At 49.9% G+C, this 14,068-nt stretch carries 15 protein-coding genes; 7 read left to right on the top strand and 8 right to left on the bottom strand.

Annotation, left to right across the window (positions count from 1 at the left end; translation table 11 throughout):
* Positions 1–111: 111 nt before the first annotated feature.
* The 6 genes from trpC to rpe all read right to left on the bottom strand — a co-directional run bounded on the left by trpC (position 112) and on the right by rpe (position 6,037).
* Positions 112–915 carry an indole-3-glycerol phosphate synthase TrpC gene (gene trpC, locus KDK17_RS00285; protein ID WP_257287082.1) on the bottom strand — a complete coding sequence of 268 codons (804 nt, stop codon included), beginning with the start codon at positions 913–915 and terminating at the stop codon, positions 112–114.
* A gap of 3 nt (positions 916–918) precedes the next feature.
* A complete protein-coding gene (gene trpD / locus KDK17_RS00280; protein WP_257287081.1) occupies positions 919–1,956 on the bottom strand; it encodes an anthranilate phosphoribosyltransferase in 1,038 nt (345 codons plus the stop codon).
* Positions 1,957–2,036: 80 nt separating this feature from the next.
* Positions 2,037–2,615, bottom strand: coding sequence for an aminodeoxychorismate/anthranilate synthase component II (locus KDK17_RS00275; protein WP_257287080.1), 579 nt, complete (start codon positions 2,613–2,615; stop codon positions 2,037–2,039).
* Between the two features lies 1 nt (position 2,616).
* Positions 2,617–4,143: an anthranilate synthase component I gene (gene trpE / locus KDK17_RS00270; RefSeq protein WP_257287079.1), complete on the bottom strand. Its 1,527-nt coding sequence runs from the start codon at positions 4,141–4,143 to the stop codon at positions 2,617–2,619.
* 359 nt (positions 4,144–4,502) lie between these two features.
* On the bottom strand, positions 4,503–5,189 hold the full coding sequence (locus KDK17_RS00265) for a phosphoglycolate phosphatase (RefSeq protein ID WP_257280510.1): 687 nt from the start codon (positions 5,187–5,189) through the stop codon (positions 4,503–4,505).
* 170 nt (positions 5,190–5,359) lie between these two features.
* The gene (gene rpe, locus KDK17_RS00260) at positions 5,360–6,037 is read right to left on the bottom strand and encodes a ribulose-phosphate 3-epimerase (RefSeq protein ID WP_257280511.1); all 678 of its coding nucleotides are present in this window, start codon (positions 6,035–6,037) and stop codon (positions 5,360–5,362) included.
* 326 nt (positions 6,038–6,363) lie between these two features.
* On the opposite strand from rpe, the gene KDK17_RS00255 reads away from it, so the two are divergent.
* Positions 6,364–7,281 (top strand): hypothetical protein, encoded by a 918-nt coding sequence (locus KDK17_RS00255; protein ID WP_257280512.1) that lies wholly within the window; start codon positions 6,364–6,366, stop codon positions 7,279–7,281.
* A 94-nt stretch (positions 7,282–7,375) separates the two neighbouring features.
* Here the strand turns inward: KDK17_RS00255 and KDK17_RS00250 are convergent, their stop codons facing one another.
* The gene (locus tag KDK17_RS00250) at positions 7,376–8,407 is read right to left on the bottom strand and encodes an NADP(H)-dependent aldo-keto reductase (protein WP_257280513.1); all 1,032 of its coding nucleotides are present in this window, start codon (positions 8,405–8,407) and stop codon (positions 7,376–7,378) included.
* 302 nt (positions 8,408–8,709) lie between these two features.
* Here KDK17_RS00250 and rplM point away from each other — a divergent pair, with 302 nt between their 5' ends.
* From rplM to KDK17_RS00225, 5 genes are all read left to right on the top strand, one after another.
* Entirely contained in the window at positions 8,710–9,138 is a 429-nt protein-coding gene (gene rplM, locus KDK17_RS00245) for a 50S ribosomal protein L13 (protein WP_252176280.1), read from the top strand.
* 12 nt (positions 9,139–9,150) lie between these two features.
* A complete protein-coding gene (gene rpsI, locus KDK17_RS00240) occupies positions 9,151–9,543 on the top strand; it encodes a 30S ribosomal protein S9 (RefSeq protein WP_257280514.1) in 393 nt (130 codons plus the stop codon).
* A 484-nt stretch (positions 9,544–10,027) separates the two neighbouring features.
* Positions 10,028–10,621 (top strand): ubiquinol-cytochrome c reductase iron-sulfur subunit, encoded by a 594-nt coding sequence (petA, locus tag KDK17_RS00235; RefSeq protein WP_257280515.1) that lies wholly within the window; start codon positions 10,028–10,030, stop codon positions 10,619–10,621.
* A complete protein-coding gene (locus KDK17_RS00230) occupies positions 10,621–11,853 on the top strand; it encodes a cytochrome b N-terminal domain-containing protein (protein WP_257280516.1) in 1,233 nt (410 codons plus the stop codon). The genes petA and KDK17_RS00230 overlap by 1 nt, the downstream gene beginning before the upstream one ends.
* Positions 11,853–12,608: a cytochrome c1 gene (locus KDK17_RS00225; protein ID WP_257280517.1), complete on the top strand. Its 756-nt coding sequence runs from the start codon at positions 11,853–11,855 to the stop codon at positions 12,606–12,608. Before KDK17_RS00230 ends, KDK17_RS00225 begins: the two co-directional genes overlap by 1 nt.
* A 93-nt stretch (positions 12,609–12,701) precedes the next feature.
* Here KDK17_RS00225 and KDK17_RS00220 read toward each other — a convergent pair whose 3' ends face one another.
* On the bottom strand, positions 12,702–13,217 hold the full coding sequence (locus tag KDK17_RS00220; RefSeq protein WP_257280518.1) for a shikimate kinase: 516 nt from the start codon (positions 13,215–13,217) through the stop codon (positions 12,702–12,704).
* A 213-nt stretch (positions 13,218–13,430) separates the two neighbouring features.
* On the opposite strand from KDK17_RS00220, the gene KDK17_RS00215 reads away from it, so the two are divergent.
* Positions 13,431–13,991 (top strand): DUF2058 domain-containing protein, encoded by a 561-nt coding sequence (locus KDK17_RS00215; protein ID WP_257287078.1) that lies wholly within the window; start codon positions 13,431–13,433, stop codon positions 13,989–13,991.
* Positions 13,992–14,068 lie beyond the last annotated feature (77 nt).

Genomic DNA, 14,068 nt, shown 5'->3' with positions numbered 1-14,068 from the left:
GTCAAATAGCTCGCTATTCTCCTCAGAAGCAGAAATTTTTATCCTCAATTTCTTGTAATCCTCGCTACGGACGCTTAAGTCCGACAGGCTGCTAGGCTTAAAAGTACTCAGTTACAGATATTGCCCGAACAGTTTTTTCAACCCTTCACCCGGGTCTTCCTGAAGCATAAAGGCTTCGCCGACCAGGAAGCTGTTAACGCCTTTCGAGAACATACTGTCAACGTCTTCTGCGGTGTGGATGCCGCTTTCTGTAATCACTTTTCGGCCCTTCGGAATTTTACCGAGCAGAGAGAACGTGTTGTCCAGTGAGACTTCAAAGGTATGCAGGTTTCGGTTGTTGATGCCCAGTAATGTGCCTTCCAGAGGCAGAGCGCGCTCCAGTTCATTGGCATCATGAACCTCAACCAGAACATCCATTCCCAGATCCAGGGCAGTACTGCTGAACTCCTGAAGTTCCCCGTCTGTGAGACAGGCAGCGATCAGCAGGATGCAGTCTGCGCCAATCATGCGGGATTCATAAATCTGCCAAGGGTCGATCATGAAGTCTTTGCGTAAAACGGGCAGGGCGCAGGCTGAGCGGGCTTCCTTCAGGTAGCTTTCGTCACCCTGGAAAAAGTCCTTGTCAGTGAGTATTGAGAGGCAGCTGGCACCCGCTTTTTCATAGCTTTGGGCAATGTTGGCCGGGTCAAACTTTTCGCGGATCACCCCCTTGCTGGGAGACGCTTTTTTGATTTCGGCAATAATGGCTGCCTGCTGAATTTCTGTCCGGGCTTCCAGGCTTTTGGCAAAGCCGCGGGTTCCCTCACTGTGACGAGCCCTGGTAATGACTTCTTGCATGGGCAGTGTCGCCTGACGCTCTGCGACCTCTCCACGCTTTCTCTCAACAATTGTGTTGAGGATGGTTGGCATAGACATTCGTTACCCCTCTGCAATCACTTGTGTGAAGCTGGCCAGCTCACGCATTTTTTCCAGGCCCAGTCCACTGGCAATAGCGTCCTGCGCCATGGCTATCCCCTCCTGCAGGCTGGCGGCGACGCCGGAAACATAAATGGCTGCACCGGCGTTCAGTGCGATCATATCGGCCGCCTTGCAGGCATATTCGCCTTCCTGCTTGCCCAGGGTATCCCTGATCAACGCCAGGGAGTCCTCGGAGCCTACTACGCTCAAACCGACCAGGCTCTGGGACTCAATGCCAAAGTCTTCCGGCTTGATCGTGTATTCACGAATTTCGCCGTCTTTCAGCTCAGCAACAAAAGTTTCACTGGCGATACTGATTTCGTCCAGACCGTCCATGGAATGTACGACCATGATGTGGTAGTTGCCCAGCTTACGCAGCACCTCAGCCACAGGGCGGCAGAGTTCACGGGTGAACACGCCTATGACGAGGTTTTTTACACCGGCCGGGTTGGACATGGGGCCCAGGATGTTGAAGAAGGTCCTGATGCCAAGTTCTTTACGCACACCGACAACGTTTTTCATGGCTGAGTGGTGGGCAGGAGCAAACATGAAACCCACGCCTACTTCCTCCGTACAGCGTGCTACCTGTTCAGGCGTGATGCCGAGCTGAATGCCTGCCTTTTCCAGCAGGTCAGCACTGCCGCTGGAGCTGGATACCCCTCGGTTGCCGTGTTTGGCAACGCGGGCACCGGCAGCAGCTGCGACAAATGAAGAAGCCGTGGAGACATTGAACAGGTGGGCACCATCACCGCCGGTGCCGACAATATCCACCAGGTGCTCAGCGTTAACTTCAACAGCGGTAACCATTTCTCTCAGTACCTGGGTAGCCCCGGTAATTTCTTCAATGCTCTCGCTTTTCATACGCATGGCGGTCAGAAATGAACCGATCTGGGCACTGGTACACTGACCTGTCATGATGTCCCGCATGATGCTCGACATCTCGTCACGGCTCAGGTCATGGTGGCTGACAGCACGGGCAATACCCTCTTTAATGTTCATGTCGTCTGACTCCAATCGTTGTTCTGAATCGTTCTTATTAATTGTTGTTTTGTAAGGTCTGGATTTTGTCACCATTGGCTTTATTGCTTGAGGAAATTATCCAGCATGTCATGGCCACAGTCCGTCATGATGGATTCCGGATGGAACTGGACGCCTTCCAGGGGCAGAGTTTTGTGGCGAATCCCCATGATCTCATCCATGCTGCCGTCTTCATGCTGAGTCCAGGCGGTAATTTCAAAACAGTCTGGCAAGCTATCTTTTTCAACAATTAGAGAGTGGTAGCGGGTCGTTGTGACCGGATTAGGTAGGCCTGCGAAAACCCCCAGGCCCTTGTGATAGACGGGTGAAACTTTTCCGTGCATGACTTGCCGGGCCCGGACTACTTTGCCACCATAGACCTGACCCATGCTCTGGTGTCCCAGACAGACACCAAGAATGGGTTTCTTGCCACTGAAGTGTGCAATGACTTTCATGGATATACCTGCCTCATTGGGTGTGCAGGGACCCGGAGAAATGATGATGCGTTCCGGGTCAAGGGCTTCTATCTGTTCCAGGGTTATGTGGTCGTTACGATATACTGCCACTTCCTGACCCAGTTCGCCAAAGTACTGAACCAGATTCCAGGTGAACGAATCATAGTTGTCGATCATTAGAAGCATCTTAGTTTAGCTCCCCCGCTTGCTTCTGGATGTTGGAGACGGCAGACAGACCTGTCTGGGCCATGGCAACGGCTTTGAAAAGGGCCCGTCCCTTATTCATGGTTTCTTTCCATTCCATCTCGGGAATCGAGTCGGCAACAATACCTGCACCGGCTTGTACGTGGAGTTTGCGATCTTTGATCACTGCAGTCCGAATCGCAATAGCTGTATCCATGTTGCCGTTCCATGCCAGATAACCCACCGCTCCGCCATATACCCCGCGCTTGACAGGTTCCAGTTGATCAATAATTTCCATGGCTCGTACTTTGGGCGCGCCACTGAGTGTGCCTGCTGGCAGTGTCGCTTTGAGCACGTCCATGGCATCCATACCGTCTTTTAACTGACAGGTGACATTCGACACTATATGCATAACATGAGAGTATCGCTCGATGATCATCTTGTCGGTCAGGTTGACACTGCCTGTTTTTGCTACACGGCCAACGTCGTTTCTGCCCAGGTCGATAAGCATCAGATGCTCTGCCAGTTCTTTGGGGTCATTGAGCAGTTCTTTTTCCAGCGCTTTATCGCGCTCTTCTGTAGCGCCACGTTTGCGAGTACCGGCAATAGGTCTGACGGTGACTTCACCGTCTTCAAGTCGGGCAAGAATTTCAGGTGATGAACCGACAACATGAAAATCACCCAGATCCATGTAATACATGTAAGGGGATGGGTTGGTGCTACGCAGAGCCCGGTAAAGGTTGAGCGGCGAGCTGTCAAAAGGAATGGTCATGCGCTGGGATGGAACCACTTGCATAGCGTCCCCAGCCAGAATGTATTCTCTGATGGTTGCTACCGCCGCTTTAAAGGCTTCCTCACCAAAACCGGATTTGAAATCGTTTTCCCCGGCGGGGTTAAGTGATGCCTGTACCGGTGGCTGCACGTTGGTTGTTTGCAGTCTGCGTACGAGGTCATCCAGACGAAACTCTGCTTTTTCCAGTGCAGAAGGTTCTTCCGGGTCAGCATGAGTGACCAGAATCAGCTTGCCGCTGAGGTTATCAAATACCACCAATTCGTCAGAAACCATTAACATGATGTCTGGGTTGTTTAGCTCATCTTTTGGTGCGGTTTGTTTCAGTCGTTCTTCAATATAGCGGACCGTGTCGTAAGCAAAGTAGCCAACCAGTCCACCGGTAAATCGGGGTAGATCAGGCAGCTCGGCGACTTTGTAACGTTGTTGAAACTGTTTGATAAACGTCAGTGGATCTTCAGGGTTATATTCCTCAATGATCTGGCCATCGGTTTCCAGTGTTACCTTGCAGTCAGGGCTGTAACCTGACACCCGGAGTACGGTTCTGCATGGTAGTCCAATCATGGAGTAGCGTCCCCACTTTTCTCCGCCTTCCACGGACTCAAGCAGGTAAGAGTAGCGACCATTGGCCAGCTTCAGGTAAGTGGTCAACGGTGTGTCCAGGTCCGCCAGGATTTCCCGGATTACAGGAATACGGTTATATCCTTCGCGGGCCAGACGAGAAAACGCTTCAGGGGTCATACTGGCCTCTTTATTATCTGGCTGTTATAAGTAGTGCAAAAAAACGCAGGGTTTTGGCTGAGTTGGGGTTTTTTTATCAGGCGCAGGGCCAGCCAAACCATCGCCAGAAGGAGAACTTTGAGGCAGGGGCAGAGGACCTTACCGACAGGGCAGTGGCTCTGGTGTTGATGTATGTCTCTGAATGACGTGATATCACTGCTGGCTCCGCAATTGTTCTGGGCGCAGTCGTATGAATGAGAGTCGAAGGTTATATGACTGCAAGGGTTAATGCAAACGCTGAGACTCTGAAATTCTGTCGCCTATTGCTTGTTTCCTGAGCCACAACAGTTTGGTTGTCTGTCGGTGCTCAGGGTGAGCTCTCAGAGTAGGTCCGTCAAACTATCGACAACACGGTCAGGGTGTGCTGACTCAATAGGTTCACCATGGTTATAGCCATAAGTCAGACCCACTACTTTTACATTGGCAGCTCTGGCTGCCTTAACATCATTGCTGGAGTCTCCAATCATGAGACTGTTCTGTGTATTGCAGCCAAAGTGTTTCATGGTGTGCTGAAGGGGCATGGGGTGGGGCTTTTTCTCTTCCAGGCTATCACCACCGACGCTGAGTTCAAAGAAGTGGTCAATGCCCATATGCTGCAACAGTGAATCGGTGAATATTTCAGATTTATTGGTCACCACAGCCTGCTTGATGCCCGCCTTGTGCACCTGACTGAGGAAGGTGAATACGCCAGGGTAAAGAGCGCTGTGTTGACCTACTTCGACAGTGTAGTGGTGTTTGAACCTTTCCAGGGCTTTGGCAAAGACGCTCTCTTCCACGACACCGGGTTGATCTCCCATTATGTCATCGGCCAGAGCCCTTTTGACCAGGGATGAAATACCGTCACCTACCCAGAGTCTGGCCTTTTCATCACCGGCTTCAGGCAGGTTCAGATCTCTCAGCATTTTGTCCAGGGCTATAGTCAGGTCCGGAGCACTGTCAACCAATGTGCCATCCAGGTCGTACATGATTAACTGAACGGGGCTATCCAGCAATTCAAACAACTTCATTATTTTCAGATATCCAGAGGGGGAATTAAAAGACAGTGAGATTATAGGAAGATTCCGGTCGAGATTGACAGACTAACATCAATTCGACCAGCAATAGCATCATGCTAGCTTCTGCAATGCATGAGACTTTGGAGTAGGGTCGCAACTGACTCTACTCCGGAATAGTTGACTCAGAGGGGCTCTGCTTTGGAAAGCTCTGCACGCATTTGACCGATAATGTCCTTGTAATTATCAGCATTGAAAATGGCTGAACCCGCAACGAAAGCATCTGCACCGGCTTCAGCGATCTGGCGGATGTTTTGTACACCAACGCCGCCGTCTACTTCCAGACGAATATCTAGCCCACTGTCGTCAATAATTCTGCGAACATGGCGCAGTTTGCGCAACGTGGAAGGAATGAATTTTTGGCCACCAAAGCCCGGGTTTACGGACATCAGCAGAATCATATCCAGTTTGTCGATCACGTATTCAATGACATCGGGAGAGGTCGCTGGGTTCAATACCAGGCCGGCCTTGCAACCGCCTTCACGAATCATCTGCAGGCTGCGATCAATGTGATCTGAAGCTTCAGGGTGGAAGGTGATCATGCTGGCACCGGCTTCAATAAAATCACCGATAATGCGGTCTACCGGGCTAACCATCAGGTGGACATCAATGGGTGCGGTGACACCATGTTTTCTCAGGGCTTTGCAAACCATGGGCCCAATGGTCAGGTTGGGAACGTAATGGTTATCCATGACATCAAAGTGTACCCAGTCAGCTCCGGCAGCAATGACGTTGTCCACTTCTTCTCCCAGACGGGCAAAGTCGGCTGAAAGAATGCTCGGGGCGATAATAAAGTCACGCATGTTTTGGTTTCCGGTGAGTTCCGATCAGAAATGAGGGGGATTTTAGACTTTTGCCTGACTGATGTCAGTTCTTTAAAGATTTATGCAACCAACTCATTAAGAGCCTCTACTTATTTCTCATTGGAATCGAGAATCAAGGACAAGTACTTCAAAAAAGTATTTACCTTCAAGTCACAGGACTGACTAACTTAAATCCTGTTTCCAAAATGAGTGTTTGGCTTTGAGGTATTTTGGTCTCCTGCTTATTGATAGAGGCTGGCTGAGAAGCGGGTTCCTACCGATTTGCAGAGTGTTTGTCTGTATACCCGGTTTTTTTAAAGGTGCTCATGCGTTTCACTAAGGTTATAAAAAACTTTTTCCTTTCCCCGATGGTGTTGTCATGCCTGATTGTGGGGCAAGTGGCCAATGGTCAAATAGACGATAGTCTTACTGACAGCCAAAAGTCGTCACCTGTCGCTGCTGCGCTTGACTCTGGAACTGGTTGTCCTCGCGGCCAGATCTGTACCGGCAACGTTGTGCTGGTTGGCATGCAGACTGATATGAGTTCGTGGAATAGATACGTGATCAAAACCAGTGTTGTGGTTGCAAATGACGCATCTGATCTGAGCAAAGGTTACCGCCGCGTGCATACGGGAGGGGCAGACTTTCAGGGCTTTTACTATCGGGTAAAGCCCGGTAAAACTTATTATTTCAAGGCTACCTACCTCACAATGGATAAAAGTGAAGGTCGCAGGGTGCGATTCACCGAGTCTTTTTATTACAAATCCAGAGGTGATGCACTCAATCCGGGTGGCTCCGGTGATGAAGGGCCGATATTACCCGCAGAGGCCAAAGCGATGGGGCTTCCATCCATACCAAAATGCCGGAGTGTCCTATCTCCGGCACAATTCTGTACCAATCTGGTGGTGCACATCTTCTGGGATAACGATCTTGGTCACGGCAAACGTGTACTTGATATTGACCTTTACGTTGATAATCAACACGTCAAACACGGCCATGGGTCTCATTACAGAGGTGGAGGGCAATTCAAGGACTTCTTCTATGTACTTCCGCATTCGAAGTACGTCGGAATACCGGTGAGTTTTATGGTTAGGTGGCGTATTTTGGAGCAGGAAGAATCATGCGCTTCTTACTTTGAAAATTCTCAAACATTGGAGAATAGATATACACCGGGATGGGCCTTTGCGTGTAAATCGTACGATTCCTGGGAGAAGTGCCAGTATCGCTGGGAAGATTTACAGTAACTGGCCTTACTAACAAGGTGTCTTGAGGTCTCAGGCTGCTTTACATTAGTCGGGTGTCAGTAAGGCTGACACCCTGAGCAAGAATTATTAAGAATCAGGGGGCAGGGTTAGGTTGCAGGGTGTGGATAGTTTCAATTTCTTCCAGTAAGGAGGCTGATAGCTGTAATTCACTGGATGCGAGATTGCTCTCTAGTTGTTCCAGGTTAGTTGCTCCAATAATGTTACTGGTCAGGAAGGGGCGGGAGGTGACAAATGCCAGTGCCATCTGCGCAGGATTCAGGCCCGAATTTTTTGCCAGCTGGACATAGGCTTCTATAGCCCTGCGAGACTCAGGTGAGTCATAACGCTGGTATTGCGGGTACAGCGTCAGCCGAGCGTTTTCGGGTCGGGCACCGTCTATATACTTACCCGAGAGAGCGCCAAATGCCAGTGGTGAATATGCCAGTAGACCGACCTGCTCGCGGTGGGCTATTTCAGCAAGACCTACCTCAAAAGAGCGGTTTAGAAGGTTGTAAGGGTTTTGAATGCTGACAGCCCTTGGTCGTTGCTTTTCAGCGCTGATACGGAGGTGCTCCATAACGCCCCAGGGGGTTTCATTGGAAAGGCCATAATGTCTTATCTTGCCTGCCTTAACCAGTTCATCCAGGGCTGAAAGTGTTTCTTCAATGGGTGTGCCATCAAATCCATCCTGATGGGCGTAGCCGAGCTTTCCAAAGAAGTTGGTGTTGCGGTCAGGCCAATGCAGCTGATAAAGGTCAATGGCTTCGACGCCCAGTCGTTTCAGACTGCCATCAATAGCCTTGTGGATATGCTCCGGTGTCAACATTCGGCCACCGTCTATGTAAGACAGGCCGGGGCCGCAGACCTTGGTGGCAATAACCAGATCGTTGTGTTTACCACGCTGCTTCAGCCAGTTCCCGATGATAGACTCTGTGTGGGAATAAGTTTCTTCCCTGGCCGGTACCGGATACATTTCAGCAGTGTCAATAAAATTGACACCATATTCCACAGCTCGATCCAGTTGAGCAAAGGCTTCCTGTTGCGTATTTTGCTCGCCCCAGGTCATGGTGCCGAGACAAAGCGTGCTGACACTGATATCGGTACGCCCCAGTTTTCTATATTCCATTGAAATCAAGCTCCAGAGGTTTCAGCTCAATGGCAGGATAACTCCTGATTTAGAGTGTTCACAAGGGCATTTGCAGATTATTTATAGCAATGACTAAGCAGGAATCATCAAATGTTTCAGAAAGGGGTTTCATTCCTGTAAACAGGCGATATAATACCGCTCCCGTTTCCCAATTGAGCGCCCATGTTTGAACAGGTCGTTGCCGGAGCTATTAGCCTTGCTTCGATCCCTGATCAGTTCCCTGAGAAGGGCGGCCAAGTAAGAACAGGTATTGCGTGAGCGATACTACTGAGGCGAATTTAATGAAAACTTTTAGTGCAAAACCAGAAACCGTAAAACGTGACTGGTTCGTGGTCGACGCTGAAGGCAAGACCTTGGGTCGTCTGGCTACCGAAATTGCAACCCGTCTGCGCGGCAAGCATAAGCCAGAATACACTCCTCACGTTGACACAGGCGATTACATCGTTGTTGTTAATGCAGAGAAGGTCCATGTTACTGGTCGTAAAGCGTCTGACAAGATGTATTACCGTCACACTGGCTTCCCTGGTGGTCTGCGCTCTGCCAGCTTCGAAAAGCTGATTGCGCACAAGCCGGAAATGGTCATCGAGAAAGCTGTTAAAGGCATGCTGCCAAAAGGCCCTCTGGGTCGCGATATGTATCGTAAACTGAAAGTTTACGCCGGTACTGAGCATCCGCATGCTGCTCAACAGCCACAGAAACTGGACATTTAATCGGGGGTAGACATGTCAGTGACTCAATACTACGGTACCGGACGTCGTAAGTCTTCTACCGCTCGCGTTTTTCTGAAATCTGGTTCTGGCATCATTTCTGTCAATGGCCGTAGTCTGGACGAATACTTCGGTCGTGAGACTGCTCGTATGGTTGTTCGTCAGCCTCTGGAACTGACCGAACTGCTGGAAAAATTTGACATCAAAATCACCGTTAACGGTGGTGGTGGTTCCGGTCAGGCCGGCGCTATCCGTCACGGTATCACCCGTGCGTTGATCCAGTACGATGAGAGCCTGCGTTCTCCTCTGCGTAAAGCTGGCTACGTGACTCGTGATGCTCGTGAAGTTGAACGTAAAAAAGTGGGTCTGCGCAAAGCGCGTAAGCGTCCACAATTCTCCAAGCGTTGATGTCGCTGGCGTCTGTTATCAGGCGCTGCACAAAGTGCCCGCTTTATGCGGGCATTTTTTTGGGTGGAAAAAATATCGAGATCTATGCGGCTGGTGATGTTTTCTCATCCTGACAGGAAGTAGGTTGTATAAAAAGTAAACTTAATCAGTGTTTGCTTTGTGGCAAGACAGTATGGGTATGAAATGCCGGTATGTGCTGATGAACAATGATGCGAGCTGGAGCGCTTGTGGTGGTTGGTTTTGTTTCTGAGGTACAGGAAAACTTCATGTAAGGCTTTTGTATAGAAACTAAAACCAGTATCATTACGCCTTGCTGCTTAGGTGGGACAAATAATCAGACAAAGCTTTGATAGGGGGGCGAGGGAAAGGTCATTTGAAGGTTTTTCTCTTATAAGAGACGCGACTCTTGTACTCCCTGCTAATATCCCACCCGTGAATTAAAAGAAGTTTTTGGGCATTTGCCTGGATGGGGAGAGTAGGTTAAATGAGTGACAACGGCGTAAATAACAGCCGGCGCCGCTTTCTCGTGGCTGCGACTTCGGTGGTGGGGGCCGCCGGGGCCGTTGGGGTCGCTACACCTTTTATCAAGTCATGGAATCCCAGTGCCAAAGCAAAGGCTGCTGGTGCTCCTGTGAAGGTGAACCTCAGCAAGTTGGAGCCGGGACAGCAGATTGTAGTTGAGTGGCGAGGTAAACCTGTGTTTGTGGTAAGACGAACTCAGGCCATGCTGGATAATATCCGGTCTCTGGATGACAAGTTGAGAGACCCCGGGTCCGAGAAATCAGAACAGCCCGCGTACGCAGCAAATGAGTACCGATCCGTGAAGGATGAATACCTGATTCTGGTTGGTCTTTGCACCCATCTCGGGTGTTCACCCAAATACATGCCTGAAGTCAAGCCGATGGAATTTGACCCTGAATGGAAAGGTGGTTACCACTGTCCATGTCATGGTTCCAAGTTTGATCTGGCCGGTCGTGTATTCAAGGGAGTGCCTGCGCCCACCAATCTGGAAGTGCCTCCTTATACCTTTGAGAGCGACACAGTGATCATTGTCGGCCAAGATGAGGAGAATGCGTAATGGGTAACTTCATGGATTGGCTCAATGCCAGGCTACCTGTCACCCAGGTCTGGGAAGATCATCTCAGTAAGTACTACGCACCAAAGAACTTTAACTTCTGGTATTTCTTCGGCTCTCTGGCGTTGCTGGTTCTGGTTAACCAGTTACTGACCGGTATCTGGCTGACCATGAGTTATGTGCCCAGTGCAGAGCAGGCCTTTGCTTCTGTTGAATATATCATGCGTGATGTGGAATATGGTTGGCTGATTCGCTACATGCACTCTACTGGCGCCTCGTTCTTCTTTATTGTTGTCTACCTTCACATGTTCCGAGGTCTGATCTATGGCTCTTACCGTGCTCCAAGGGAGCTGGTATGGATCTTTGGTATGGCAATTTACCTGGCGCTGATGGCTGAAGCCTTCATGGGTTATCTGCTGCCATGGGGGCAGATGTCTTACTGGGGTGCACAGGTTATCATCTCCCTGTTCGGTGCTATCCCTGTCATTGGTCCAGACCTTCAGCAGTGGATACGTGGGGACTTCCTGATCTCCGGCATCACTCTGAACCGTTTCTTTGCCCTGCACGTTGTGGCTCTGCCTATCGTTATTCTGGGGCTGGTGGTTTTGCACATCATTGCCCTGCACGAAGTGGGTTCCAATAACCCGGACGGCGTTGAAATCAAGAAGCTGAAAGACAAGAACGGCGTGCCTCTGGACGGTATTCCTTTCCACCCTTACTACACCGTGAAAGACCTGGTAGGGGTGGCAGTCTTCCTGTTTGTTTTCTGCAGTGTCATGTTCTTCTTCCCGGAAATGGGTGGTTACTTCCTGGAGTACGCCAACTTTGAACAGGCCGACGCGCTGAAGACTCCGGCGCATATTGCTCCGGTATGGTACTTCGGAGCGTTCTACTCGATCCTGCGTGCAATCACTTTTGATATAGGCCCGATCGACTCCAAGCTCGGTGGTGTCATCATGATGGGGGCAGCGATTGCTATCCTGTTTGTCCTGCCATGGCTGGATCGAAGCCCGGTTAGATCTTGGCGCTACAAGGGTGTTATCAGTAAAGTTGGCATCTTCCTGTTTGCTATTGTCTTTGCGGTGCTGACCTGGTTGGGAACTCAGCCTGCGACAGTGACTTACACGTTGATTGCACAGCTTTGTACCCTGTTTTACTTTGCATTCTTCCTGTTAATGCCGTTTTACACACGATGGGAAAAAACCAAACCCGTACCGGAGAGAGTGACCGGATAATGAAAAAAACAATAATTACCTTGTTATTTTCGCTGGTCCCTGTGCTTGGATTTGCGGCTGGTGGTTCAGATTACCCTCTGGACCCGATTGAGACTGATCATTCTGACAAGGCATCGCTGCAGCGTGGAGCCATGTATTACCAGAACTTCTGTGCAGGTTGCCATGCGACCCAGTTCCAGCGTTACGAGCGAGTAGCTGATGATATTGGCATTCCACACGACCTGATGATGGAAAATCTGGTACCAAAGTCTGCCAAGATCGGTGATTTAATGACGAACGGTATGCGAAAGGATGAAGCCAAGGTATGGTTTGGTGCTGCGCCACCGGATCTGACCATGGTCACCCGTGTGCGTGGTGAAGACTGGGTCTACACCTACCTGCGTACTTTCTACGAAGATCCAAAGCGTCCATGGGGTGTCAATAATAAGGTCTTCCCGGACGTGGGTATGCCTCATGTTCTGATGGAGCTTCAGGGTGTTCAGATTGATAGCTGCCAGGGCTCAAGCCCAATTGAGCGAGACCCTCTGACCGGTGAAAAGATTTGCGGACTGACCGTGGATTCTGAGCGAAAAGGCTCCATGACTCCGGCGCAATACGACCAGGCGATGTATGACTTAACCAACTTTTTGTCATACTCCGCTGAGCCAGTGAAGCAAAAGCGCCAGCAGCTGGGTATCTACGTCCTGCTGTTCCTCGTTCTGCTCTTCATCGTAGCTCTGCTGCTCAAGCGTGAATACTGGAAAGATATTCACTGATTGACAGTCTGTAAGAATAAAAAAGCCCATGTCAGGGTGTCTGGCATGAGCTTTTTGTTATCTGCTGTTTTCCCTTGCTGATGGTTGCGGGGACTAGTCTGCTTGGAGAAAAGGCTTGACCCGGTCAATGATTTCCAGTGCCAGAGAGTCCTGACAAGATGTTCGACAATCAATGGTCACATCAGCATATTTTTTGTACAGCATCACCCGCTCTTCAAACAGATCTTCAATGGTCTGATCTTCAGCGCGAGCGATGCCTCGTGTGTCAAAGTTATGAATGCGCTCACGAATCTGCTCCAGATCCAGATCCAGAAAGACGATGATCGATTCTTCGGCAAGATGTTTCATGGCGGCGTCGCTGTAGACGGCTGAGCCTCCTGTAGCAATGATATGCCGCCTGAGATTAACCTTGAGCAGTTCTGCTTCTTCAATGTTTCTAAGAGACATATAGCCTGATTGATCAACAATATCCTGCAGGGTTTTCTGTTGGCTGATCTGTATCAATACATCGGTATCAAGAAAGCCAAAGGCCAGATCTTTGGCCAGAATGATACCGATGGTGCTTTTTCCTGCACCAGGCATACCGATCAGTGTGATATTGGTTTTCATTGTCAGCGTCACCCATGACTGCTTTCCAGAGTTGAGTGGTCTATTCTCAGGCACGTGAAGGCTTGACTGCAAGTCCTCTCTTATTTGAAGCCGAAGACCATGGAAAAAGTAAATGTGTAACAGCTCCTGCGGCTGGCTCCCTAATCACTCGGCTGCTAATATGTCACCCTTAAAATTTCTTCGATCTTCGATTCATTTATTTTTGAGCAATCCATGAGTAAATCATTAAGAGACCAGTTGATGGGAGCTGGTCTGGCTACCAAGCAACAGGCACTGAAAGCCAAAGCCAGCAATAAGAAAAAGAAGAAACAGGCTGCCAAGAGTGGTGAACTGACCGATCAGGAAAAGCGTCGCATTGAGTTGGAAAAGCAGAAGGCGGATCAGGTAGAGCGTGATCGTGAGCTCAACCGCAAGCTGGAAGAAGGGCGTCAACAAAAGGCGCTGGCGGCACAGGTTCGCCAGCTGATTGAGATGAACAGCATCCCCCGGGATGTAGGTGATGTGGGTTACAACTTTGTTGTGAATGGCAAAGTTAAGAAGATCTATGTCTCTGAAGATATGCAAAACAGACTGAGCAGGGGGCTCTTTGCGATTGGTATTCTGAGTCAGGGAGATGAGGAAGAATACCGGGTGATTCCCGCGACAGTGGCCAGAAAGATAGAAGAGCGTGAGCCTGCTGCGGTGGTTGTTCAATCTGAAAGTCAGAGTGAGCTGACCGAGGAAGAGCAGCAGTGGTATGCGGATTATGAAATCCCGGACGATTTAATGTGGTAAGGCATCAGGGGGCTTCCAAGCCCCCTAGCAGCCTGTCGGACTTAAGCGTCCGTAGCGAGGATTGCAAGAAATTGAGG

It is taken from the genome of Endozoicomonas sp. SESOKO2 (genome assembly GCF_024606245.1).
Taxonomy (GTDB): domain Bacteria; phylum Pseudomonadota; class Gammaproteobacteria; order Pseudomonadales; family Endozoicomonadaceae; genus Endozoicomonas_A.
The sequence above is the reverse complement of the archived record's forward strand: the minus strand, read 5'-3'. Positions and strand labels throughout refer to the sequence as shown.

Excerpts from the sequence above, each read along its gene's own strand:
- trpC (WP_257287082.1), bottom strand. The coding sequence starts at position 915 with ATGTCTATGCCAACCATCCTCAACACAATTGTTGAGAGAAAGCGTGGA.
- trpD (WP_257287081.1), bottom strand. The coding sequence starts at position 1,956 with ATGAACATTAAAGAGGGTATTGCCCGTGCTGTCAGCCACCATGACCTG.
- KDK17_RS00275 (WP_257287080.1), bottom strand. The coding sequence starts at position 2,615 with ATGCTTCTAATGATCGACAACTATGATTCGTTCACCTGGAATCTGGTT.
- trpE (WP_257287079.1), bottom strand. The coding sequence starts at position 4,143 with ATGACCCCTGAAGCGTTTTCTCGTCTGGCCCGCGAAGGATATAACCGT.
- KDK17_RS00265 (WP_257280510.1), bottom strand. The coding sequence starts at position 5,189 with ATGAAGTTGTTTGAATTGCTGGATAGCCCCGTTCAGTTAATCATGTAC.
- rpe (WP_257280511.1), bottom strand. The coding sequence starts at position 6,037 with ATGCGTGACTTTATTATCGCCCCGAGCATTCTTTCAGCCGACTTTGCC.
- KDK17_RS00255 (WP_257280512.1), top strand. The coding sequence starts at position 6,364 with ATGCGTTTCACTAAGGTTATAAAAAACTTTTTCCTTTCCCCGATGGTG.
- KDK17_RS00250 (WP_257280513.1), bottom strand. The coding sequence starts at position 8,407 with ATGGAATATAGAAAACTGGGGCGTACCGATATCAGTGTCAGCACGCTT.
- rplM (WP_252176280.1), top strand. The coding sequence starts at position 8,710 with ATGAAAACTTTTAGTGCAAAACCAGAAACCGTAAAACGTGACTGGTTC.
- rpsI (WP_257280514.1), top strand. The coding sequence starts at position 9,151 with ATGTCAGTGACTCAATACTACGGTACCGGACGTCGTAAGTCTTCTACC.
- petA (WP_257280515.1), top strand. The coding sequence starts at position 10,028 with ATGAGTGACAACGGCGTAAATAACAGCCGGCGCCGCTTTCTCGTGGCT.
- KDK17_RS00230 (WP_257280516.1), top strand. The coding sequence starts at position 10,621 with ATGGGTAACTTCATGGATTGGCTCAATGCCAGGCTACCTGTCACCCAG.
- KDK17_RS00225 (WP_257280517.1), top strand. The coding sequence starts at position 11,853 with ATGAAAAAAACAATAATTACCTTGTTATTTTCGCTGGTCCCTGTGCTT.
- KDK17_RS00220 (WP_257280518.1), bottom strand. The coding sequence starts at position 13,217 with ATGAAAACCAATATCACACTGATCGGTATGCCTGGTGCAGGAAAAAGC.
- KDK17_RS00215 (WP_257287078.1), top strand. The coding sequence starts at position 13,431 with ATGAGTAAATCATTAAGAGACCAGTTGATGGGAGCTGGTCTGGCTACC.